This is a genomic window from Flavobacterium sp. Arc2, from assembly GCF_041431385.1.
Taxonomy (GTDB): Bacteria; Bacteroidota; Bacteroidia; order Flavobacteriales; family Flavobacteriaceae; genus Flavobacterium.
Genome location: NZ_JASMRH010000015.1, coordinates 1 through 25460 on the forward strand (window position 1 = coordinate 1; position 25460 = coordinate 25460).

Consider the following 25460-nt stretch of genomic DNA (forward strand, 5'->3'; position numbering starts at 1 on the left):
ATTTTAATGAAAAAATTAACCGCATAATTAATAATCGAAATTTAGAATAACTCTCTTGTTTTATAGGGGTCAAAACATTTAGTTATTATTTTACATCCAACAATTCAAAAGTAGAATTCATACTTTTAAATTCCGGAACTATTTTTTTCATCTTCCTAACGATCTCATCGTTTCCAAAATAATTTGCTTGATCGATTAACTCTTCGATATCAGCATGCAAAGTTTCAAACTCATCTTGAATTTCTTCTGCAATCATTATTTTTTCATGATAAGTAGGAATCGTTTTCGAAGTATCATTAAGTAATTCTTCATATAATTTCTCCCCTGGTCTTAAACCTACGATTTGTATTTTGATTTCTTTTTCAGGAATGTATCCGGCCAACTTAATCATCTTCCTTGCCAAATCAATGATCTTAACAGGTTTTCCCATATCAAAAATATAAATTTCGCCTCCTTTACCCATCGCACCAGCTTCCAGAACTAACTGGCAAGCCTCTGGAATAGTCATGAAGTACCTAATAATATCAGGATGTGTTATTGTGACTGGTCCCCCTTGCGCAATTTGCTTTGTAAATAAAGGCACAACAGACCCATTAGATCCTAAAACATTACCAAAACGGGTAGTAATAAATTTGGTAGTGTTTTTTTCGCCTACATTTTGAACTTTTAATTGCAGCGACTGTACATATTTCTCGGAAATACGCTTACTTGCCCCCATAACATTACTAGGGTTAACTGCTTTGTCAGTAGATATCATTACAAATTTCTTTACCTTATACAAACAGGCTAAGTCAGCAAGATTTTTAGTCCCTCCAATATTGGTAAGAATAGCCTGAGAAGGATTTTCTTCCATTAAGGGCACATGCTTATAAGCAGCTGCGTGGAAAACTACCTGGGGCTTATATAGCCTAAAAACCTTATCCATTGCATCTTTATTTCTAATATCTGCAACAATAATTTTAATTTTTGAATTTGTAGGTAGCATTTCAGTCTCTAAATTCAAATGATGTAATGGAGTCTCAGCTTGGTCTAAGATAATAACCTTTTTAGGATTATAAATTAATACCTGCCGTACAATTTCACTACCTATAGAACCTGCGGCGCCCGTAATTAAAACCGTATTGTCTTTTAATTGTTTTGAAATAGATTTATTATCTAAAACAATTGGTTTTCTTTCCAGAAGGTCTTCAATTTGAATCGTTTTTACTTTTTGCGATATCTCTTTTTGATTTTCCCAGTCAGCAATAAGTGGAACTATGTATACCTTATAATTAAACTCTAAGCATTGGTCCACAATGATTAATCGTTCTTCTTTTGACAAACTTTTATCAGCAATAATTACTCCCTCTGCTCCCACGGAGCGCATTAAAGTGGGAAGTTTTTTCTTTAACGTTAAAATAGGCAAATCCAACATTCGTTTGGAGGAGTTTTGATTATTTCTATCTACAAACCCTACAATTTTAAAACGAGGAGGGGATTCCAGCTTTAAAGCTTTTGCAACTGACATAGCGTTAGCGTCTGTTCCATAAATAACAGTTCTTGATAGTTTTATATCACTTTTTTCTAAAAGATAATGCTCGAAAGTTTGTTTGACAATAACACGATACAAAAATAATCCACAGAAAGAAAGCACCATATTGATAAAAAGTGCCGTATTCAAAAATGCCTTATGTCCGTATAGAAGATCAAAAGCAAAGTTAAACATTATGAATAATATTAGAACCGCTAATTGCGAAAACAATAATTTAACAGCATCAATGAAAGAAGAGTGCCTTATAATTCCAGAATAAGTCCTAAACAACCAAAAAAAGAATATATTAACACCAAATAGCAATAAAATAAATAGTGCACTATAAGGAGTTGTTATATAATTTAACCCAGTACCCCTAAAAAGTAGATAGGTAAAAAAAAATGTAATTACTAAAACAAAAAAATCCAACCCAACTATTATCCACCTAGGTAAATAGCTTATATTATGGATATTAAATCTTAACTTTTCTTTAGAAAAAAGATTTCTAAAAAATGAATTTGAACGCGGATTTATATAATTACTCAAAATAGATTTTTTACTAATTTAAATTAAGATGTCAAAAATACTACTATTTATTTTATTTATTCATATTATTTAAAATCAAATATTAAACATTTTTATTTACTGAATAAATCTAAAACAATAGATTTTATTCTGTTTCGATCCTGTTTTGTAAGATTAGAGCCGGATGGCAAACAGAGTCCATTTGAAAAAAGCGTTTCAGAAACACCGTTACCATAATAGGGGTAGTCAGAAAAAATCGGTTGTAAATGCATCGGTTTCCATAATGGTCTTGATTCAATATTCTCTTTCTCTAATACTAATCGTAACATTTCCCTTGTTATTGCATTTGTTTTCGAAGGATCTATTAGAACAGCACATAACCAATAATTGGAGAAGAAACTTTCGTCAGGCACAGTAAAGACAGTAACCCCTTCTATTGCGCTAAACAAATCCACATAAAATTCATGCATTTTTCTTCTTAAAAACACATGAGCATCTAGAACTTCCATTTGTCCTCTGCCTATTGCTGCACAAATATTACTCATTCGATAGTTATATCCAATTTCAGAATGCTGATAATGTGGCGCATCCTCTCTTGCTTGAGTTGCTAAAAAAATGGCTCGTTCTTTTAGTGCCTTAGAATTGGTTACAATCGCTCCTCCACCCGAGGTCGTTACAACCTTACTTCCGTTAAAAGATAAAACGCTAATATCTCCAAAAGTGCCACATTTTTGACCTTTATAACTACTCCCCAATGCCTCTGCACTATCTTCTAGAATGGGTATCGAATATTTATTTGCAATGCGCCTTATTTCCTCAATTTTATAAGGAGTACCATATAAATCGACAGCGATTATTGCTTTTGGTTTTAGTCCTTTAGAAATTCTGTCTAAAATCGCTGTTTCTAGCAGTATGGGACATAAATTCCAAGTCTCTGGTTCACTATCAATAAATAAAGGGGTAGCTCCCAAATATAAAATAGGGTTGGCTGACGCCGAAAAAGTCATGCTTTGACATAATACCTCATCCCCTGACTTAATTCCTAAAAGAATTAATCCTAAATGAATGGCTGCTGTCCCCGAATTTAGTACCGCAACATATCCTGAAAGTAAATAATTTTCTAAATTTTGCTCAAAAATAGCCAAATTTGGACCCATTGGAGCAACCCAATTAGAATCAAAAGCCTCTTGAACGTACTTTTGTTCATTTCCACCCATATGAGGAGTCGAAAGCCAAATTTTATTCTCAGCCATTTCTTAAAAATTAAAAATCATTCAGTTTATACTTTCCCAGTAAGCAGAATAATAATTATGCCCTATTAATACGCACTTTACTAATAATGATTGCCCTACTCCCTAAATAAATAAGAGTCATCAGTAGTAAAAAACCTCCTATAAAAAGCAGTGACAAACTTCCATTTGTAGCCATATATATCACAATGACATTGATTCCCAACTGAACTACCGCATAAAGAAATGCAACAGCGACATGAGAATATCCCATTTCATTGGCTAGGTATTGATACAAATGAGAACGATGAGGCTCAAATATATTTTCTTTCTTAAGCAGTCTATTTACGATAGTAATGACAGCATCAATTCCGTAAACGCTAAAGAATAAAATGTATCCTAATTGACCAGAATCTGTAATTGTCTTTATCATAAAATAGCCCAAAAAAAGCGCCATACTAATACTTCCCACATCACCAGCAAAGGTTTTTGCTTTTTTTCGAACATTAAATATTCCGAAAACCACACAAGACAACCCCATTGTGATAAGAAGTGGTAAGCTTTCTTCGTTTATTGCTAAATAAGCAAAACTTATAATGGCAGTTAGTGCATACAATACTGTTATTCCGTTGATACCATCCATAAAATTGAAAGCATTAACCCAACCTATCATCAAGACAAATAGAATTGGAAGCAACCATATTGCTTCAGAAAATAAATTCAAATCATAAAACACTAAAAGCACAGCAACCACATGTGTTGCAAAACGTGGCAATTGTGACAATGGTTTAATATCGTCAATAAAACTTACTAAAGCGACCATTGTAACAGCCAACGTTAGCTCCCACGAAACATATCCCAAAGAAAAAGCAATTAAAGTGGCTACTGGAAAAATAATTCCACCCCCTCTTAAAGTGATTGCTGTATGAGAAGACCTACTGTTAGGCTTATCAATAATATTGTATTTGTCTGCTATTTTAAAATAAATAAGCTCAATAGCGATTAACAAGATGAATAATATGAGGTATTGCATATATGGAATATTGATTTCATATTAGAAAATGATTACATCAATTTCTAGAAAGCACTAATTTTAAATAGTTACTATTTGTGTTTTAATAATCCTAAAAGATACTCACCATAACCTGATTTCTTTAAAGGGTCGGCTAGTTCTCTTAGTTGTTGTTCTGTGATGAATCCTTGGCGCCAAGCAATTTCTTCAATACATCCCACTTTTAATCCTTGTCGTTCTTCAAGAACTTGAACAAATTGACCAGCTTGCATTAAGCTATTGAAAGTCCCTGTATCTAACCAAGCAGTTCCTCTACTTAAAATACCTACTTTCAAATTTCCTTTTGCTAAATATACTTTATTAACATCCGTGATTTCATATTCACCACGAGGACTTGGCTTGATATTTTTAGCGATTTCGACTACTGAATTGTCATAAAAATACAATCCTGGAACTGCATAATTTGATTTTGGTTCTAAAGGCTTTTCTTCGATAGAAAGCGCTTTGAATTCCTTGTCAAATTCTACCACTCCATAACGCTCCGGATCTGAAACGTGGTAAGCAAATACAACTCCGCCTTGCGGCTTGGTATTTGAACGAAGCAATTCTTGCATATTCGAACCAAAGAAAATATTGTCACCTAAAACTAAAGCTACATCATCATTTCCAATAAATTCTTCTCCTATAACAAAGGCTTGGGCTAAACCATTAGGAATAGCTTGTTCAGCATAACTGAATTTACATCCTATAGTAGAACCATCTCCCAATAACTTTTTGAAATTGGGCAAATCGTGTGGTGTTGAAATAATTAAAATCTCATTGATACCTGCCATCATCAATGTAGACAATGGATAATAAATCATGGGTTTATCATAAACCGGCATCATTTGCTTACTCATTGCTAATGTAAGTGGGTGCAATCGTGTTCCTGAACCTCCTGCTAATATAATTCCTTTCATAGTTTATTTTGTTATTAGTAATTCGAAGAGCGTGATCCGAATTACATTCTTATTTATTATTCACATATCTGATAAGACCAAAAAACCTCTTAAGTTTATTTTCAATATACATCAAATCGCTGTCTTTTCCGTGATGCAACTGTCCGTAGCTTACGCAGATGCGCTAAGCGAACAGCCACAGTAAACTCCTCTTAAAACAACGATTAAGTGAGCTAAAAGAAAAACGCTAATTCAAAGCACTCAGTCATCTCCTAACTAATAACACCTCTTAATAATGAAAGGAAGCACTTCTCACCGCGCCCTTAAATTAAAAACGTCAAAAAACATTTGAAATTAAAAGGAGGACTGCCAGTGGCAGTCAGGTAGCAGCAGTCCGCGAGTTGAGCCTGAAAGGCGAACGGCTCGGGCTGCGGAACATAGTTTTGAGGTAGTTTTTAAGTTTTGAATTTTCAGGCTTGATCTTTTGTTTCTTTTGCATCAAGGCAAAAGAAAATTAACAAACTTTAATTTCTAACTTTTAACGAAACGTCATTGGTAGCATCCATTAGTGAAATTCGGATAAATTCGAGTTAATTTGCGTACTGCTTCTCATAATACGTTGCATACTCCCCACTAGTGATATTACTCAGCCAGTTCTCATTTTCTAAATACCAATTTACTGTTTTCTCAAGCCCTTCCTCAAAAGTAACCGAAGGCTTCCACCCTAGTTCTTTATTAATCTTATTCGCATCAATTGCGTAACGCAAATCATGACCAGGACGGTCTTTCACATACGAAATCAATTGTTCTGACGTACCTGCTTCACGGCCTAATTTTTCATCCATGATTTTGCAAAGTAATTTTACCAAATCGATATTTTGCCATTCATTAAATCCACCAATGTTGTAGGTATCGTGATTTACACCTTCATGAAAAACTAAATCAATGGCAACCGCATGATCTTCTACAAAAAGCCAATCGCGAGTGTATTTTCCGTCTCCATACACAGGTAAAGGTTTATTTTGTATAATATTATTGATAAATAATGGAATCAATTTTTCAGGAAAATGAAATGGCCCGTAGTTATTAGAACAATTGGTCAAAACATAAGGTAAACCATAAGTCTCACCATAAGCACGTACAAAATGATCTGAACTTGCCTTTGAAGCCGAATAAGGTGAATTAGGATCGTAGGCTGTAGTTTCAGTAAATAACCCTTCTGCTCCTAAACTTCCATAAACCTCATCAGTACTGATATGGTAGAAACGTTTTCCTTCCATATTATCTTTCCAAATCGTTTTAGCCGCATTCAATAAATTCATCGTACCTATCACATTTGTTTTTACAAAAGACAACGGATCAGTAATAGAACGATCCACATGCGATTCGGCAGCTAAATGTAAAACGCCATCAAACTGATGCTCTTCAAATAATGCATCTATAAAATCAGCATCAACAATATCTCCTTTTACAAACGTATAATTGGGTTCGTTTTCAATATCTGTGATGTTTTCTAAATTACCCGCATACGTCAATGCATCCAAATTGAATATTTGATAGTTTGGATATTTTTTAACAAAAAGGCGAACTACATGCGATCCGATAAAACCTGCACCACCTGTGATTAATATTTTTTTCATTTTATAATAGTTTCAATTGTATAAATTTTTTTATCTTATTCAAGACCGTATTAATATCTGTCAGCACTTCATCGTTGGTAAAACGGATTATATCTAATCCTTGAAATTCAATAGTTACAGTTCGTTCCTTATCTAATTTCTTTTGCTCCACAGTTTGGTGGTATTCTCCATCAATTTCTACCACTAATTTCAATTGGTGACAATAAAAATCCGCTACATAATTCAATAATGGATGTTGCCTTCTAAATTTACAACCCTCCAATTGGTTATTCCTCAAAGACAACCACATTAGTTCTTCAGCTTGAGTAGGGTTTTCTCTTAATTTTTTAGCATTAGAAAAAATAATTTCCGAAGTACTTTTCCACATAGTATCTGAAAGTAATGGATTCTTTTTCATCCTAAAGGGTGTAAATAAATTTTAGTCAGTTTCTTTTTTGTTTCCCCTTGCCCTAAAGGGAGCAAAAAAAAAAACACAAAATTACAATTTAAATTGGCACCACATTTTAGTTACAATTATACTCTCAATTTTCAGCCCCATTTAGTGTCGAGATAAATTCACGCTCTTAATTTTCGGCTCCCTTTAGGGACGGGGCAAACCGAAAACATTGAACAATTTTAAACTTTAAACATTAAACATTTTTTCAAACTTTCTCTATACTCCGGCACTCCAACACCATAAACATCTTTAATCTTGGATTTGTCCAATAATGAAAAAGCGGGTCGTGCCGCAGGAGTTGGATACAATGAAGAAGGTATACCACTCACTTCACAACTATCTCCTGTAATTTCTTGAATAGCCAATACAAATTCGTACCAACTGATCTCTCCTTCATTCGAATAATTATAAATCCCAGGAATCCATTCTTGAGCATTTATTATGTCAATCATCGCCTGACCTAAATCGGCGGCGTAAGTAGGCGAGCCTATTTGGTCATTTACCACTCCTAACGTATCACGTTCTTTCAACAAACGTTGCATCGTTTTTACAAAATTATTTCCAAAACGACTGTACACCCATGACGTTCTAATAATCACAATATCTGAATTAACGGCTATAGCAGCTAATTCCCCTGCGCGTTTAGTCGCCCCATATACATTAATAGGATTTGTATTTGTGACTTCTTTCAAAGCAGTTGAAGAGGTACCATCAAAAACATAATCTGTCGAAATGTGTATCAACTTAACCCCATGCTCTTTTGCATAGGTAGCAAGCACTTCAACAGCTAGATGATTCACTACATCAGCTAATTCGGTTTCCGTTTCTGCTTTATCCACAGCAGTATAAGCGCCACAATTTAATATAACATCAGCCTGGATCCTTTCTAATTGTCCTTTAAGTAAATCTAAATTACCCAAAGAAACATCTGTTCTATCCGCAAAAACCCATTCGTATTGCGCATAATTCTCGGATAATACTTTCAATTCTGAACCCAATTGTCCGGTTGAACCTGTAACTAAAATTTTTTCCATTTTTGTTTTTTAACACAAAAGCACAAGGTATTGCAGCTGCTTTTATTTTATTTTGATTGTTGCATTTGCAAAGAGATGTAAGCCTCAATCCAACTGACAACTTTAAACCTTAAACATTTAAACAATTTTTAAAACTCCCAGAGTACACAATTTCAGTACAAACAACTTTGAGTCCTTTGCGTCTCCTTTGCAAACTTTGCGGTTAAAACCAACTCTCTATCTAACCGACAACTTTAAACCTTAAACTTTTTTATAAACTTTAAACTTATAAACTCTTTTTTAAAACTCCCAATCAATTTCATCAAAACCAGGCAATATCAAATCCTTTTCAGAAACAATAACTTCCTCTGGACTTAACTGCCAGTCTATCGCAAGCGTGGCATCATCATAACGAATTCCTCTCTCACTTTCTTTATTGTATAACTGATCTACTTTGTACATCACTGAAGCCGTTTCACTCAAAACCGAAAACCCGTGCGCAAAACCATGGGGCACCATCAATTGTTTTTTATTGTCTGCACTTAAAACCACACTAAAATGTTGTCCGTAAGTCGCAGAATTTTTACGCAAATCTACTGCCACATCCAGAATTTCTCCTTCTAACACCCTTACTAATTTAGCTTGGGCAAAAGGGTTAATTTGCAAATGCAATCCACGTATCACTCCTCGTTTTGAGAAAGATTGATTGTCTTGTATAAATTGATAATTGATCCCATTCTCAAGAAATTTAGCCTGATTGTATGCTTCGAAAAAGAACCCCCTAGAATCTTCAAAAACCCTGGGAGTTATAATCACTAAATCTTGTATTGTTGTTTTTTCAATTGTCATATTGTGCCTATTATTTTTTGAATGATTGGAATGTTTTCAACAAACCTTCTTTTGATTCTATTGGCAAAGGTTTACCTAAAGCCATTACAATTTTTTGATTTCTTACCACATAATTTTCAGTAAGTTTTTGTAGGCGCTCTGAATTTAAAGGCAAATGCAAGTAGTCTCCTAATTTTGCTATTGATGTTATCCCCTTTTGTGATACATTCAATATTCTGCTTCTTTTATTTAAACTATTCCCTAACAATTGAATTAATTCATTTGTAGATAATGGTTTGTCATCAGCAATTTGGTAAACTCCTGAAAGAATTGAATCGTTTTCTAGTATCTCTTTAATAACGAAGCAAAGATTTTCAATACTTAAAAAAGAGCGTTGATTCTCAAAAGCACCTAGTGGCCAAGGCAATCCTTTGGAAACTAATTGGTATAATAAATTGAGATTTCCTTTATTTCCAGGACCGTGAATCATACAAGGTCTTAAAATATAAACTCGTTTTCCTTTGGGTATTTCTTGCGATAAAATATATTGCTCTGCTTTAAACTTTGCAATTCCATAATGCGTTTGAGGATCTGGCATCGTATCTTCTGTTAAAATGCCATTTACAGAATCAGCTACAGCTTTAACCGTACTCATGAAGACAAAAACAGTTGCTTCTGACGCCAAGAAAGCATCAAATAATTGCTTAGTCAACTCAAAATTAGCATCGTAATAATCCTGCGGACTAGACACTTTTTTCAAATCGTGCGCTTTCCCCGCTAAATGAATAATCGCATCAGAACCAATTACAAAATGTTGATTGGGTTTAAAACGTACGCTCCATGGTTGCACTTCATAAGATGACTTTAAATAATCTTTAAGATTGATCCCTACAAATCCGGAGGCGCCTGTTATTGCAACTTTTTTTACCATTATGATTTATAAATTTCTATGTATGCTTTCGACATTTTTTCCCTTGAAAATAAATTTACTCTATCTAAGGCATTAGAAGAATATAATTCATACAACTCTCTGTTATTAATCATTTTTTCAATAGCTTCTTTTAATTCGTTAATGTTTTTTGGTTCGACTGTAATTCCTGAATAATCATGTAAAGAAACAAAAGGAACGCCCGACTCTAAATTAGTATTTATCACCGGAAGCCCGTTAGCCATTGCTTCTAATTGAACAACGCCAAAAGCTTCGGCTTCATTAATGGAAGGCAATACAAACAAATCAGCTTCTTTATAAAACGCAGCTAACTGTTCATCATTGGCATTGGAAATAAAAGTCACTTTGTTACCAATTTGTAATATTTCTACTATAGATTTTAAACTTTCCAATTCCTCACCATTACCTACTATATTCAATTTTACGTCTAAATCTACTATGGCATTTAGCAAATATTCAACTCCTTTATACTTTCGCAGTTTCCCCACAAAAAGCAGTTGAAAACTGCGATCTTCTGGATATTTTTTTGAAATTGTCGTGGCATATTTTGGATCGAAACTTAGCGGGATCGTATGTACTTTATCAGCGTATTTTTGAAGTATCTGGGAGGCTTCAAAAAGTTGCGGAGACGTAACAACAATTGCATCTGCTCTATCAAGAACCTTTTCAATCATTGGATTATAAACACGTTCAATCCAACTCCACCTCGAATTTTTAATATTTGCATGCCAGGTAATTATAAACTTTTTACCTGACATTTTTTTAAAATATCGCAACAAGGCAAATTCCATTGTTGGAAAAGGATAATGATGATGAATTACATCATTATCCATTATTAACTTTTTTAAAGATGGGTATCTTAAATTTAGAGGTTGACTTTTTAAATAGAAAGGTGTAATTTCTTTTATGATTGTTTCTCTTTCTTTTTCTTTAATAGCCTTCACAAAATTTTGTTTGTGATTATTAGAATAGACTGTAAATCGTATATCATCAGAACTATCAATAATCCCCTGAACTATATTTTTAACGACTGTTTCCATTCCTCCTTGACATGGATCATAATATTTCACTAACTGAATTACCTTCATCTTTAAACTCTAATATTATTTATTACATCATATACTTTAACTCCAGATACTTCCCATTTGAAAAATCTGGAACGTGAACTCCCTTTTAGTTTTAATTCTTCTTTTAACTTTGAATCTGTAATAATTTTCAAAATTCCATTTTTTATACTCTCGTTATCAAAAGGGTCAACATAAAGAGCAGCATCCGAACAAACCTCTCTCAAACTAGGAATATCCGAAACAACAACAGCACAATCATTTCTCATGGCTTCTAAAGGAGGGATACCAAAGCCCTCATATAATGAAGGGTAAATAAAAAAATCACATTTTTTATACAAAACAGAAAGATCTGAATCAGAAACAAACCCTGTAAAAATAACACTCTCTGGATTTGACCGCAACTTAATGTTAAAATGACTCGAGGTTTTACCAACCAGAACAAGCTTGTAATCTTTTAAATTTAGTTCCAAAAAAGAATCTATCAAACGTTGCAAATTTTTTCTGGGATCTATTGAAGATACTGCTAAAATATATTTACGATCCACAACACAGCTTACAATCGGACTAATTTGGATATTATAAGAAAATTTTTCAAGATCATTAGCAACTGCGTTGTACACAACTTCTATTTTACCTTCATCAATCTTAAGATATTTTGTAATTTCAGTTTTAGAAAAATCACTTACAGTAAGGATTTTTAGAGCATTTTTTGCTGAAATAGGTGTTGCAATACTATAAAAAAGAGTGTACGCCTTCGAAAACCATTTCTTGTTATCATAAAAAGACAAATCATGAATGGTAATGATTTGATTCTTATAAAATAACGGTCCCAATCCTGACAGATTTAAAAGCAATGGATTTCCTTTACTTTTAAGGAATCGCAACAAATCTATTTGTTCCCAAAAATGAGATTTTAAATGACCAAACTGAACAATTTCAAACCCCTCCTTATTTTCATATACAACCCACTTTGGAATTATAATTTTAAAATCTAAACCTAATTTTTTCAATTGTTTGCAAATCTCCAGTGAAAATCTACTTATGCCATCCATTTTGTGACAAAGGAATCTACCGTTTATATAAATCATTCTAATAATTATGTTACAGAATTTTATTAAATAAATATCACTTTTAAATACACCAAAAAAATCAAATCCAATATATCAAAAAATTAAAATTCCAATCTCCTATTTATTTAAGTAAACATCAAGGTCGCTACCAATTTTCTCCCAATTATATTGCGAAACTTTAGATTCTAACTTTTTTGTCATTTCATCTCTGTTTTTAATTGTAGCAATGATACCGCTAACCCATTCATCTTTTTCCCAACCAACAATGCTAGTGCCAAATCCTGAAACGATATCAATCATTGCAGAGTTATGAGGGGCCACAACCGGACATCCACAAGCCATTGCCTCTAATAAGGGCAAACCAAAACCCTCATTTAAAGAAGTAGAAATAATTATATCTGCAACATTATATATTTCAACTAAAGAGTCAGTAGAAACATATCCTAGAAATTGTACATTAGAACCGTATTGCTCTTTTGAATCATTATGAAGTACCTCTTCAACACTACCCCAACCTTTACCCCCTATTACTGCAAGTGAAATTCCTTTTTCAGATAGGACAGACATCAAACTTAGCAAAAACTTTAAATTTTTTCTTGGTTCAAGTGTTCCAACAAAAACCATAGTCGTACCATTAAAATGATATTTCTCTCTTATCTTTTTTTTATCTAAATCGTCAAGATTTATCTTTTTAAATACCGAATTATCAATACCTGAACCTACGAAAATATCTTTGGCTTTTCGATGTGGAAAAAACTGTTTAAGTTCCTTGGAAGTATATTCTGAAACACACCAAATAAAATCAGCATTTTTAATTGTTCTTGAAGTGGATAAGAAATTCTCTATTCTAATATACAAAGACATTGTTTTGACGTAAGATTTAAAAACTAAATCATGTATGGTTACCATACGCTTAATTTTCCCTGTCAAAAAAGAAGGCGGCAAAACTTGACTAGGGCCCCAGAGTATATCAAAGTTCCCAAATCTTATCAAAAAAGGAAATTTTAAAAAAAACCATAGAACACCAATATCTTTTAAGAAAAATAGAGGCTTTACAGTAATAAAAACATTTCCATTTTTAAAAGACAAACGCTTTAGTATGGTATTGTTAATTTCTTTATGAGAAAAAATAAAAATTACATTCTTTTTGTCTTCTGAAAGAGCATTTATTGCATTTAATGTAAAATTTGAAATTCCTGCAGGTTCAGAAGATAAACTTCGACCATCCAATGCTATTCTCATTATCTTTTTAGTCTATTTTGATTAATAATATTAGTCATTTTTTCTCCTATTAAAAGCCTAATCAAACTTTTTAACGAGAAATACAAGAAATTAGAATAATAAACCTTGTAATATCTAAATTTACTAATAAATGAATAATTCAACAATATTCCTAATTGCTCTTTCACTGCTATTAAATAATTCTTTCTAAATGAAGAAACTCCATTTCTTGTAAAGCACGCAACAACTTCCTCAATTAATTCAAATTTAATTTCCGATCTTAAACACCTAATCCAAAAATCATAGTCCATATGAATTTTATAAGGTTTAAAATTTCCTATTTTATTGAAAACTTCTAACTTAACAAAAGTGGCCTGATGTGCAATTATATTTCTATTCAGCAAATCATCAATAGATACTTTTCCATTTGGATGATTATACCCTAATGGTACTTGGTTAACATCAACAATCTTAACTTTTCCTGAAACTATACTACTTTTTGATAAACTTAAAAATGAATTATAAATTTTGGTTAGTGTATTGTTTTCCGCAAAAAAATCTCCTGCATTTAAAAAATAAACCCAATCTCCATTGCAAAATTTTAACCCCTTATTAAAGGCATCTGCGATACCATTGTCTTTTTCTCTTACGTATTTTGTAATATGTTCGATATACTTGTTTGCTAAATCTGAAGAGCCATCAGTAGATAGACCATCGATCACTATAAATTCAAAATCTTTAAAATCCTGATTTAAAACACTATTGATTGTCTTTTCTAATCCAATTTTATCATTATAAACAATTGTGATTATCGAAATTTTGGGATTATACATTTTCAAACTGAGTTGTAGAATTTCTACGTAGATTAATAAGTTCAACAATTACTACTAAAATCAATAAGGCTAAAGGTACATTAACTAATGGTCGTTGAATAAACAATAGTAATTCAATAAATATTAATTTTAAAACAAAAACATCAATTTTTAAATCACCATTAAATTTAAAAATATACGTAAATTGATATAAATAAATCATAAAAATAATACTTGTCCCTATTACACCATAAAAAACCAGATAACCAACAAACGAAGAAGGATCATATCCAAAAAATTTTCTACCCGTTAATACATTTTCTTGCCCATGACCTAATAGTGGCTTTTCTTTAAAAAATTCAATACCTTGTTCAAAATAAACAGTTCTATTATCACCTTGAATCATTCCATCATCCGAATTTTGAAGCCTACTTAATGTCATTAAATTGATCATTCCTGATATAGAGTTGGTGTCTTTTGTCAATGAAATGGTGAAAAATAATGCGCACAAAATAATACATAATCTTATATATGTTTTTTTCCAATTTGGATAAAACGAAAAATACACAATTAAAGTAAAAAAGAAGGCTAGCGAAAATGTAAAAATACCTGAAAATATTATTAATTTATCATAAAATCTATTCTTAAAAGTCATTTGATTTAATAAAAGCGCAAAAGTTAAATAAAAGGCCATGGTTCCAGGCTCATCAAAATACCCTGCAACTCTAATCAATTTAAAATCTCCATCTCTATTAAAAACAGAATTAGAAAATGTAAAAAGATAGTTCATTGATTCCTTAACAGGATCACCCACATAGCCCAAATTGGGTAATTTATCTACAAGTCCTAGCAAAAAAGCAAAGAACCCCATAAATCCCATTGCAATCATGAGAAACAGGTAAGATTTTACAAATTTTTCAAAACCAATTATATTCTTTATTACAATATACATAATCAAAACATAAACTACTGGAAAAGCTTGAGATATATAACTAAAATCATTTTGATATATAAATGAAAATAAATAAAATGCAACATTCAAAAATAAAATAAAAACAATTGCGTAAATCTGTAATGATATTACATACCTCTTTTTCGATATTAATATCAATGCCAAAACCGTAAAAGAAAATAATTTTATTAATAAGTGCGGAAATCCCGCAACTAGATAAAAACTAAATGGTGGATTACATAATAATAATAGCCACACGAAAAATAGTGATATTGTCTTTATGTTAACTTTATACCTCAATTTAATATTTTTTTTACTTAATTATTAGTTTCCATTATAATTCGTTCAAGATTTCTTTTGAATTATACTTAGAATTAGCTCTTGTTAAAGTTTATATGTTATATCCTTGTTTTGGTTTTTCACTAGGATAGTCATATCCTTCAAAGTAGATATAGAATTTCTTTTATTCATTATTTTTAATAGCTTTTGAATCACAGACCAACCCAACTAATAATCCTTTAAACCAAATTCCGCTTGTTCTTTTTTTATAGCCTTCTCACCGCAAACATTATTAACCCCAAAATTATAAATAACGTCTTCAAAACTTTGCTTTATGATACAAAAAAAATCTTCATCGTTGAAATTTAATGCAAACTAAAAAAATGGCCGTTTTTTACCTACCTCTAGTTATCAAATAATAAAATTTTGGTAAGTTTTTTTTAAAGAATAACCAATTAGTAATATAAAAAATATTGTAAAAGCGAGATGAGAAATAAATTCAGTATTACCCAGAAAATGGAATAAGACAACTTTAAAAAAACTCAATATTGGTTCATGTAAAGCATATAAAAAAAATGAATATTGAAAAAATGAGTTACAATTCTTATCAATTCTTAAAACATCACCATTCCTTATAATTCTTATATTATATGAATGTGTACAAACTACGATTACAGTTAAAAAAATAAAAATCTATTTTAACTTAATACTTAAATATTTATTCATATTTTATAAAAGTCAATCAAATTATTAACTACAATATTTTCAGAGAACTTGAATGACACAGTTTTAAAAGCATTTTCAGACAAGTCATTTGACAAAACAAATTGAATTCCTTTAGCTAAATCTTGTACGTCAAAAGTCTGAGCCAAATAACCATTAACCTTGTGTTCTAAAATATCCTTTAAACCTGATGTATTAAATGCTACTACAGGTGAACCGCAAGCCATAGCTTCAATAGCAACTTGTCCAAAACTCTCTTGCTTAGAAGGCACAACAACGACATCTGATGCCGAAAAAAGACTTACAAGTAAATCTTGGCTACTTATATAACCCAAGTACCTCAAGGTGAAACCTTTAAAAATTTCCCTACCCTCTTTTTTAGTCCCAAAAATAAAAATCTCAACATTATTTTTATTATCTAAATATTGGAGAGAATCCAAAAAAAGCATCATACCTTTATTAGCATCGAACTCAAAATTAGATCCTCCTGTAGTTATTATTTTGACATCCGAGCTAATGCCAAAAAAAGATTTTGAATCTACTTTTGATTTTGCAGTATATATTTCAGTATCTATCAAATTTGGAATACATGTCACATTTTTATTCTTAAATATAGAAGAGGATTCCGCGCAAATTTTCATCCAATTGCTTGGAGCAGTCAAGTTTATATTTCCGTAGTCATGTAAATATTTAAACTTTTTTTTCCACAATTTCTTACTAATATCATTCTCTTTCTCTGAATTAAGATAATTACAAGCCCCACATGAGTTTTGATATCCTAAACAATCATATGTTGTATGACAACCCCCTGTAAAAATAAAAGAATCGTGTAAAGTCCAAACTATTTTTTGCTTAATTAAAGATAATCCTTTGATAGAAATAATTCCAGGTCCTAAATAATGAAAATGAACAATATCGGGATTTAATTTATTAATTTTTCGGACAAGACCCTTGTCAGGAAAACACATTATAGAAAAGTCACTACCCTTTCTTTTTTTAAAAAAACTAATCAAAAATCTTTGAAAATAAAAACCCAAATAAGCAAATATTTTTTCAGCAAAACTGGACATTTCAATTATTGAAGGATCATTCAATGTTTTTTTATAAACTAACATCGTCGTGTCAATGCTGTTTTTTTTTAAAGCATAATGAAATCTTAAAGCAGCTTTAGCGGCACCGCCTATATTATCAGTGTAACAAATATGTAGAACTTTCATTTATTTTAATTTATATATAAATACAGCTCTTTTATGCCACTCTTTATCTAAATACTTTAGCCACAAGAATAGGTATCTAAAAATAAAAATTGATTTAGAAAATACTATGAACTTTTTCGAATAATACTTTCTCAAAAAAACATACCTACTTTCTTCAAACCATTTAAATTTCTGAAATGAAACCTGCATCGTTTGTCCCATTAAATGAATGAGTTTTGCTTGTGAAGTAATTCTAATCTGATATCCTGCATTTTTTATCCTCATACACAAATCTACCTCTTCAAAAAAAAGGAAAAAATTTTCATCAAAGCCTCCTATATGATCCAACACGCTTTTTCTGACAAACAAATCTGCCCCAGATATAAATTCAACATCTAAATCTAAATCCTCGGTAAGGTATCCTTCACTTGAAATCTTATTTTTATAGTTGTCAGAAACCCATTTTACAGGAAAAACCTCTAACAAATATTGAATTACACTAGGAAACTTTCCATAGGACATCTGATTGTTTAAATTTTCATCATAAACTCTGCAACCTAAAGCGGCGACATTATTGTTAAGCTCTAAATAATCGTACAGGGTTTGACATACATTATTAAGAAGTAAGGTGTCTGGGTTTAAAAAGAAAACATACTTCCCTTTAGCGTGAGCTAATCCAATATTATTGGCATATCCAAAACCTCCGTTGTAATCATTTTTAAAAAACAGGATGTCTGGATACCTAATCACTACATCATCCTCTATGCCATCACTAGAATTATTATCGACAACAATTACTTCATAAGTAATTAACTCTGTCAACTTCTTTATTGAATCAATACATTCAAAAACAAAACTCTTACAATTATAGGATACTATTATTATGCTGACCTCCATCAAAATTTAAAAAAAATTCGCAAAAAAGATTTTATTATACGTTTTATAAGGCTGAACATTTTATCTTTTTCAGCCAATAGCTTTTCTGGGTTACTGGTTAAAAATTTCAACAATTCAGGTATACTATTAGATTTTACATATTCTAATTTATACCAAAATTTATTTTCTAAAGGGTGAAAATCTTTGATATACTTATAATTATTCTTGTCAATTGCCTTCCACAGTTCAAAGTAACTCTTAACATCAAAATCATTTGCATGACTCCAATTACTCAATTTAAGAAGTAGTTGATCTTCAGTTCTTGCCCAAGTATCGTGAATTATATAAAAATCAGTACTAATAATTTTATTTCTACCAACTCGCGCATTAACATAATCTGGTTTATTTGTTGCTATCGGAAACTTTATTATTGCATCCTCTGATTGTATTACAAAAAAATACCCTTCAGAATTTTTTTTAAATAAAGATATCACCGGACAATAAATGTCGACAGCATCCTTGTGTTTTTTATACGATTTTTTAAGGAAGTCAACAAAACCTTCGTAATCAATAAAATACTCATCACTATCTATTTGTAAATGCCATCCCCCTTCTCCCATAAAATCTGACAACATTCTCCTTTCACGAGTATCATTTTCCATAACAGTTAAACTACTATCATAAAAATCATCTTCATAAATTGATATTTTATTCTCTAAATCAAAGCCCTTGATAAAGTTAAAGAATTCATCGGGTAGATTATACTTATTACCACTCCACGTATTTCTATTTATATCTACTGCAAGAGTTATTTTATCAGAGTGCCCGTAAATAATAGGTAGAGATTGCTTTAAATATTCCCAATCATATGAGACTAATATTCCTACTTTAATTAAATTATTTATTCCCATATATTATTATTCAATTATTATTATACTCTTTTTATCCTAAAAATAACTTCATCTTGAACAAAAACACAGCCCTGATTTCAGTTTAATTAGAACTTCATTTAAAGATTTGAATTCAGCCCTGATTAGAATATGATTCTTAACCTATCGCTGTCCTTGCTCTTTAATTTTGCTGATTTAAATTACTTTTGACACATAATTTAATCAAATGCAGGGAGTTTTGAACTAAAAAACGGTTCTATATATTTATCGTCCTGTTTCATTGCTCTAAAAGAAACCAACTGAAATTATTAACTATTTCATCCACAGACTTATCATTACTTATATTAAAAAAAACACCAAGTCACTCAAATCATTATCTTATGACTATTGCTTATAAAACATTAGATTTTTCAAAAATCATATTAATTTTCTGTTTCAAAAAATGTTTCAAGAAAGAAAATGAAAAATACTTTTTTGCGTTTTGGTTTGACAAAACAATTCTATCAGTTACATTTAGAGTTCCATATAAATCATTACACCTGTATTTATAATCTTCGATTAAAGACTCAGAAAAATCCATCACTAATGTTGACCTATTTACTTCTTGTTTTTTTGAAGAGATATGTTCTAAAACAAGTTTTTCAAAACTTAAAACAATATTTTTTGCAGCATATTTTTCTAAGACCTTAATCCTGGCCATTTTTGAAAAACTCACTCTTTGTTCACTAATTTCATATAGCTCTGATAAAGCTGCTCCTATTTTATTTTTTAATCTAGGTACCACAAATCCATTTAAACCATTATCAACCAATTCAATTTGTGCATTATCTTTTTCAGGAGTACTAATTGTTACTACAGGAATTCCAGAGAACATAGCTTCAGCTATAACCATTCCAAAACTCTCTCCAATATTACTTGCCGCCAAAAAGACATCCAAGCTTTTATAATATAGAAGCAATACGCTTAGATCACTCGATGTTTCTAAAATCAACATCTTATCTAATATGTTTAATTTTTTAGCATGCTGTAGAATTTTTGGTGTAGAACCAACTAATAAAAATCTTACGTTTTCTTTCGTTTTGGCAAATTCAGCAAATCCATCTAAAGTAATTAGGTCAAATTTATGATCATCTGATCTACCAATTCTTCCAACAACAAAATGTCCAGTTAAATCATTCTCTTTTTTAAATAAAGAAATTTCTTCGTCAGTTGGACTTAAAGATTGTAAATGCTCTATATCAACCGGATATGATAAAACTTTCCTTTTATTCTCAAATTTATTTAAAAGTTTTTTGTCAAGCTGCATCCTTCTGACTAGAATCATTTTTGATACATATAAATCGTAATCAATTAATTTATAGTATTGTGAATTATCAAAATATCCAAAAACATTCGTCTGCACTACTAAGTCAGGTTTAAATTTCTCTAGCAAACTAAAGATTTTATCGTCTAGAATTCCATTGCCATGCCAATGAAAAACATCCGTAGATTTTAAAATCTCTTCAAATCTTTTTAAATCTCCATCTAATACAATTACCTGAACCCCTAAAGCTTCAATTAATTTTACCCTTTCACCTCCATTATATATTGCTACTACTACTACTTCAAATAATTCCTTATTAAGATACTTACTGTATAACTGCAAAGCATATTCTGTACCTCCTAAACTAAGCTGATTTACAGCTTCAACAACCTTTATTTTTTTACTCATTTGATTTAAAGTATTTTGTAAGAAACTCTCTCTCCTCTATTTTGAAAATAAAAACAAAGACAATCTCTGTAATAACGATAGATAAACTAATCAGAAAAAATAAAATCAAAGTTCCTACCACACCAGTAAAATAGAAGTGTATTAGATGGTAAACCATTAAATTTACAACTATTGTTAATAAAAGAATTAAATAAATTTTGGCTACCTCGCTTACTATTCGGCTTCTAAATTCAATTATCCCAAAATACAGTATCAGACTACTAATTATAAATTGAGTCAGCACCCACGAAATTGGGAAAGTAAGTAAACCCAGATTACGGAATAAAGAAATATTAAAGATGATTTTAAAAATGTAAGTTCCTATTACTATATATGAAAACAAATGAACTTTTTTCTGAGCGATTAGAATTTGCGAATAAACAATATATACAGCTGTAACAAAAATTCCGAGCCCATACCACCTCAGAACACTGCTTATTGGCTCTACATTCTCTACTTTAAATGCTCCTCGCACTAAAACCAATGTTACTATCTCATTGGGCACAACTATAAACAATGCAGTTAATGGTATTATCATCAGAGATATCATTCTAAAGTATCTTTGAGTTTCATCAACCATATTGAGTAAAGTACTCTTCATAAAGGCTAATGCCAAAATAGGTGTCAATACAGTTGTAACCACACTAATTAACATATTAACAGGCAAGTCAGAAAATTTTTTTGCATAATCTAAAACTGAAACACTACCCTGAATCATTTTAGAAGTCAATGCCTTCTCTATAACTATATCAGTTTGCGAAAAAACATAATTGACGTAAAAAGGGATCGCAAATAACACAAATGGTTTGATTGATTGCCATTTAGGCTTTACTATTTTAAATCTATAATTATATTTTAAATATAATTCTCTGTAAACTATCACTATTAAAAGTAAAGAACTTACATATGCAGAAATAACTAACGAATATATTCCTATTAATGGTGCTAAAAATAGTAAAAAAAGTATGTTTATAATTATTGAAAAAAAGGAAAATATATCAGGTATGTAAAATGAATTATAAGCGTTCAACATAGAATTCCATATGTCAGTAACTTCTATAATTAGTAGGGATGGTACTAGAACTTTTATCATAAGTACCAAGACAGCCCGTTGTGCTTCAGTAAACCCTGGAGCAAAAATATTTGCCAATATATTTGGAAAGAAGAAAACAAATAACGAAATAAAAACTCCAATAACAATAATTAAAGTTATTAAAGAATCAGTAGAATTAGAAACTTCTTCTTTGGAGTACTCTTCTCTTAAATGAACATATTTTGTTCTAAAGGTCTCATTTATAGGGCCAAATACAACCTGAATCAGCACTGAAATTACTGCTCCCCCTAATATCCACGCATCCCTTTCTTCTGAAGTTCCAAAAAATTTTGCTGACAAAATTACCACAAAAAGAGAAAACATTGCTTTTAAAAACTTGATAACCCCTAATCCTAAAGAAATTCTTCTATTAGATGAAGAAAAAAAATTAAATAATCTCATTATGCTTTAATAATACTGTTACTTATAGAATATAATGTCTTTCCATAATAATTTAATTGATTCTCTATAACTCTAAGTATTCGAATATTGAAGGCAACATTTTTCTTTTTCAAATCACTTTGATTAAAACTCTGATTCACTCACTCAATTATTTAGGGTTGCATAAATTAAAAATGACTATTTGTATATCGTCAATCCTCTCTTGCTATTTATCTTGGGGCACTCGTCACTTTACTACTTTGTCTTATAAGGATTCCTTTTACCTTTATTAACATTAAGTATGCAACGTTAATTAATAGATATATCAATCAAGACTATTAATTTTTTAGCAACTACATTAACAGTTACTGAATTTGTCTCTCTTGTATTTAGAGCACAAACCTTCTATAGCTTTGGTTAATGAAAATTTATTTCCCAATTTTAATAACACCATCTAGCATAAAATCAAAAAGACAAGCAAGTTTAGAGTTAAAAAAATGTTTTATAGCTATTTCTTATAATATTTCTAAACTAAAAAAAAAGGAAACTGCTGTTCTAATTAATTACACTAAATGGCTTATGATAAACTATATTATTTTCTTAAAATATTCTATTGTTTTAAAAAGTCCTTCATCCAACTGAATATTTGGTTCCCAGTTTTCTAATTTTTGTTTAGCTAGAGTTATATCCGGTTGACGTTGTTTTGGATCATCCTGCGGTAAGGGCATAAAAATAATTTTTGATTCAGAACCTGTTAAATGTATTACCCTTTCAGCTAATTCTAACATGGTAAACTCATTAGGGTTACCTAAATTCACTGGTCCCACAAATGAATTTTCAGAATTCATCATTCTAATCATTCCTTCCACCAAGTCGTCTACATATTGAAAAGATCGTGTTTGGGTACCCTCTCCAAAAATAGTGATATCTTCTCCTTTTAAAGCTTGCACTATAAAATTTGAAACAACTCTACCATCATTTGGATTCATATTTGGGCCATAAGTATTAAAAATCCTAATGATTTTAATTGCAACACCGTTTTGCAAGTGATAGTCCATAAATAAAGTTTCTGCGCACCGTTTACCTTCATCATAACAAGATCGTAGACCAATAGGGTTAACATTTCCCCAATAACTTTCAGTTTGTGGGTGTACATGAGGATCTCCGTATACTTCACTAGTACTCGCTTGTAAAACCTTTGCTCCCACTCTTTTTGCTAATCCTAATACATTTATCGCTCCCATTACAGAAGTTTTAATTGTTTTTATTGGATTATATTGATAATGCACTGGTGAGGCGGGACATGCTAGGTTATAAATTTCATCCACTTCTGCAAAGTATGGTTGTGTAATATCATGTCGCACTAATTCGAAAAAAGGATTGTTTAACAATTCTATGATATTATTTTTACTTCCTGTAAAATAATTATCTAAACAAATAACTTCATTTCCTTCCGCCAGCAAACGCCTGCATAAATGCGAACCGACAAATCCTGCTCCTCCTGTTACTAATATTCTTTTTTTCATAATTAATCTAGTATCCACACACAATAATATTTTATCCCAAACCTATTTACTTATGTTTTTTCATAAATATTTTGTTCTCCAAAACAATCTAAATTAATTTATCGATTATTTCCAAAGAACGTAATACTCTCATATTGTCACAATTAAACTTAAATAGCAATACCCAAAGCGAAATAGTTTTTCTATTTAAAAATGTAGAAGTTGAATTTACATCACAAAAACGACTAATTATTATTTTTGAATTTCTTACTTAATCGCTTCTTATAATTTTTAAGCAGTACCAACTTGACTTGGGCTTTTAGTCACGATTACACCATTACTATTAATACTTTGTTCTAATCTCTGGACCATACCGATAGCATAATTTAAATAAGTACTTCTATCTTCCTATACTCAATATCTGTACAAATCACATCAATTCCTTCTCCAGCAAAAAAGCTCCCTATAAATAAAATTAAATAATCTGTCTCCATACCCTTCTAACTATCAACCAAAAAAGCATCAAAAAACCAGCTAAAATTCCCCCACTTACAATTCCTTGTGCCTTCCCAAATTTCTCTTTCTTCAAAGGTAAAATAGGTTTATCTATAATCTGGATCAAAGGCGTTTCCTTGCGTAAAGTCACTTTAGCCAATTCTGCTTGTTTCACCAACTCAGTCAGTATCGCCGTATTGGCCTGCACATCTACCTGCCTTCTTGCGGAGGGCGCTCGGCGCACGTTCATCGCTGGGTTCAAACCAAAAGTATTGTCATTGGCCACCGCAACACCGGTGATAGCACCATTCAACTCTCTCCGAATAGAATCTGTTTGACGTTCCAGAATATCCATGTTCTCCCGGGATTTTTTGCTTTTAGTCTCAATATAGAAATCAGACACTTCTTTTACTAAGGCTTCACAAAAATACTTGGAAAAAAATTCATTATTTGAGACTACGTCAACACTAATAATAGTCACTTTCTTGTCTTTTTGTCCAACTGATAATCCGTTTTTAGATAAGTCTTGATATATCACCCCCAAGATACTGTCATGAACTCTCGTAAAGTTTTTCCCGTCTGCATTAGGCAGAAACTGAATACTTTTATATTTAGGATTCTTATTCCATTGAACTCTCCATTCTTGATTTTGGATATACATTTCAGCGAGAGAAATAGTCTTACCTTCTACAACGACAGGACTCAACAAAGTTTGTTCGACCATCGATCGTGATTTAAACAACTCGGTTAGATTGGATCCAGTAAAAACACTTCCACCACCACCGCCAAGGTCCAAACCTAACGAACTTGCTAATCCAAGTGCACTTCCCAATCCTCCTCCAGATTTTTCATCTTCCAATGCAAAAGACAAAGTTGCCGTGTAAACTGGTTTTTTAGAAAAAGAGTAAGCTAACCCTAAAAAAGCTCCTATAACTCCGGCCAATAGGATTATTTTCCACTGCGACAGTAAATAATCAAACCATCCCCTTCCCTTGTCAACCAATTCCTTTAAAGATATTTCGTCGTTGCGGTTTTGTTCATTCATATATATTCGTGTTCGTTGTTTGCTG

Annotated in this window: 21 protein-coding genes; all 21 read right to left on the reverse strand. The window is 31.3% G+C overall.

Annotated elements, in window-relative coordinates; translation table 11 throughout:
- Positions 1-85: 85 nt before the first annotated feature.
- The 21 genes from QO182_RS11485 to QO182_RS11585 all read right to left on the reverse strand — a co-directional run bounded on the left by QO182_RS11485 (position 86) and on the right by QO182_RS11585 (position 25435).
- Positions 86-2044: a polysaccharide biosynthesis protein gene (locus QO182_RS11485; RefSeq protein WP_371561826.1), complete on the reverse strand. Its 1959-nt coding sequence runs from the start codon at positions 2042-2044 to the stop codon at positions 86-88.
- A gap of 104 nt (positions 2045-2148) precedes the next feature.
- Complete coding sequence (locus tag QO182_RS11490) at positions 2149-3288, reverse strand: DegT/DnrJ/EryC1/StrS family aminotransferase (RefSeq protein ID WP_371561716.1); 1140 nt, start codon at positions 3286-3288, stop codon at positions 2149-2151.
- A 55-nt stretch (positions 3289-3343) separates the two neighbouring features.
- The gene (locus tag QO182_RS11495; RefSeq protein WP_371561718.1) at positions 3344-4297 is read right to left on the reverse strand and encodes a glycosyltransferase family 4 protein; all 954 of its coding nucleotides are present in this window, start codon (positions 4295-4297) and stop codon (positions 3344-3346) included.
- A gap of 71 nt (positions 4298-4368) precedes the next feature.
- Positions 4369-5235, reverse strand: coding sequence for a glucose-1-phosphate thymidylyltransferase RfbA (rfbA, locus tag QO182_RS11500; protein WP_371561720.1), 867 nt, complete (start codon positions 5233-5235; stop codon positions 4369-4371).
- Between the two features lie 569 nt (positions 5236-5804).
- Entirely contained in the window at positions 5805-6854 is a 1050-nt protein-coding gene (rfbB, locus tag QO182_RS11505; RefSeq protein WP_371561722.1) for a dTDP-glucose 4,6-dehydratase, read from the reverse strand.
- A 1-nt stretch (position 6855) separates the two neighbouring features.
- Positions 6856-7251, reverse strand: a complete 396-nt coding sequence (locus tag QO182_RS11510) for an endonuclease domain-containing protein (protein ID WP_371561724.1) — start codon at positions 7249-7251, stop codon at positions 6856-6858.
- Positions 7252-7469: 218 nt separating this feature from the next.
- The gene (rfbD, locus tag QO182_RS11515) at positions 7470-8324 is read right to left on the reverse strand and encodes a dTDP-4-dehydrorhamnose reductase (protein WP_371561726.1); all 855 of its coding nucleotides are present in this window, start codon (positions 8322-8324) and stop codon (positions 7470-7472) included.
- A 279-nt stretch (positions 8325-8603) separates the two neighbouring features.
- Entirely contained in the window at positions 8604-9152 is a 549-nt protein-coding gene (rfbC, locus tag QO182_RS11520; protein WP_371561728.1) for a dTDP-4-dehydrorhamnose 3,5-epimerase, read from the reverse strand.
- Between the two features lie 10 nt (positions 9153-9162).
- Complete coding sequence (locus QO182_RS11525) at positions 9163-10062, reverse strand: NAD-dependent epimerase/dehydratase family protein (protein ID WP_371535268.1); 900 nt, start codon at positions 10060-10062, stop codon at positions 9163-9165.
- Positions 10062-11168: a glycosyltransferase gene (locus QO182_RS11530; protein ID WP_371535269.1), complete on the reverse strand. Its 1107-nt coding sequence runs from the start codon at positions 11166-11168 to the stop codon at positions 10062-10064. The genes QO182_RS11525 and QO182_RS11530 overlap by 1 nt, the downstream gene beginning before the upstream one ends.
- Positions 11169-11170: 2 nt before the next feature.
- Positions 11171-12199, reverse strand: coding sequence for a glycosyltransferase family 4 protein (locus QO182_RS11535; protein WP_371535271.1), 1029 nt, complete (start codon positions 12197-12199; stop codon positions 11171-11173).
- 135 nt (positions 12200-12334) lie between these two features.
- Positions 12335-13459 (reverse strand): glycosyltransferase family 4 protein, encoded by a 1125-nt coding sequence (locus QO182_RS11540; protein ID WP_371561730.1) that lies wholly within the window; start codon positions 13457-13459, stop codon positions 12335-12337.
- On the reverse strand, positions 13459-14271 hold the full coding sequence (locus tag QO182_RS11545; RefSeq protein ID WP_371561732.1) for a glycosyltransferase family 2 protein: 813 nt from the start codon (positions 14269-14271) through the stop codon (positions 13459-13461). Before QO182_RS11545 ends, QO182_RS11540 begins: the two co-directional genes overlap by 1 nt.
- Positions 14264-15202, reverse strand: a complete 939-nt coding sequence (locus QO182_RS11550; RefSeq protein ID WP_371561734.1) for an O-antigen ligase family protein — start codon at positions 15200-15202, stop codon at positions 14264-14266. The genes QO182_RS11545 and QO182_RS11550 overlap by 8 nt, the downstream gene beginning before the upstream one ends.
- A gap of 1001 nt (positions 15203-16203) precedes the next feature.
- Positions 16204-17421 (reverse strand): glycosyltransferase, encoded by a 1218-nt coding sequence (locus QO182_RS11555; protein ID WP_371561736.1) that lies wholly within the window; start codon positions 17419-17421, stop codon positions 16204-16206.
- Positions 17422-18297: a glycosyltransferase family 2 protein gene (locus tag QO182_RS11560; protein ID WP_371561737.1), complete on the reverse strand. Its 876-nt coding sequence runs from the start codon at positions 18295-18297 to the stop codon at positions 17422-17424.
- Positions 18297-19187 carry a hypothetical protein gene (locus QO182_RS11565; RefSeq protein ID WP_371561739.1) on the reverse strand — a complete coding sequence of 297 codons (891 nt, stop codon included), beginning with the start codon at positions 19185-19187 and terminating at the stop codon, positions 18297-18299. The genes QO182_RS11560 and QO182_RS11565 overlap by 1 nt, the downstream gene beginning before the upstream one ends.
- A 370-nt stretch (positions 19188-19557) precedes the next feature.
- A complete protein-coding gene (locus QO182_RS11570) occupies positions 19558-20877 on the reverse strand; it encodes a glycosyltransferase (RefSeq protein WP_371561740.1) in 1320 nt (439 codons plus the stop codon).
- On the reverse strand, positions 20870-22411 hold the full coding sequence (murJ, locus tag QO182_RS11575; protein WP_371535285.1) for a murein biosynthesis integral membrane protein MurJ: 1542 nt from the start codon (positions 22409-22411) through the stop codon (positions 20870-20872). Before murJ ends, QO182_RS11570 begins: the two co-directional genes overlap by 8 nt.
- 566 nt (positions 22412-22977) lie before the next feature.
- Positions 22978-23916, reverse strand: a complete 939-nt coding sequence (locus tag QO182_RS11580) for a UDP-glucuronic acid decarboxylase family protein (RefSeq protein ID WP_371561742.1) — start codon at positions 23914-23916, stop codon at positions 22978-22980.
- Positions 23917-24370: 454 nt separating this feature from the next.
- Complete coding sequence (locus tag QO182_RS11585) at positions 24371-25435, reverse strand: Wzz/FepE/Etk N-terminal domain-containing protein (RefSeq protein WP_371561744.1); 1065 nt, start codon at positions 25433-25435, stop codon at positions 24371-24373.
- Between the last annotated feature and the right edge of the window lie 25 nt (positions 25436-25460).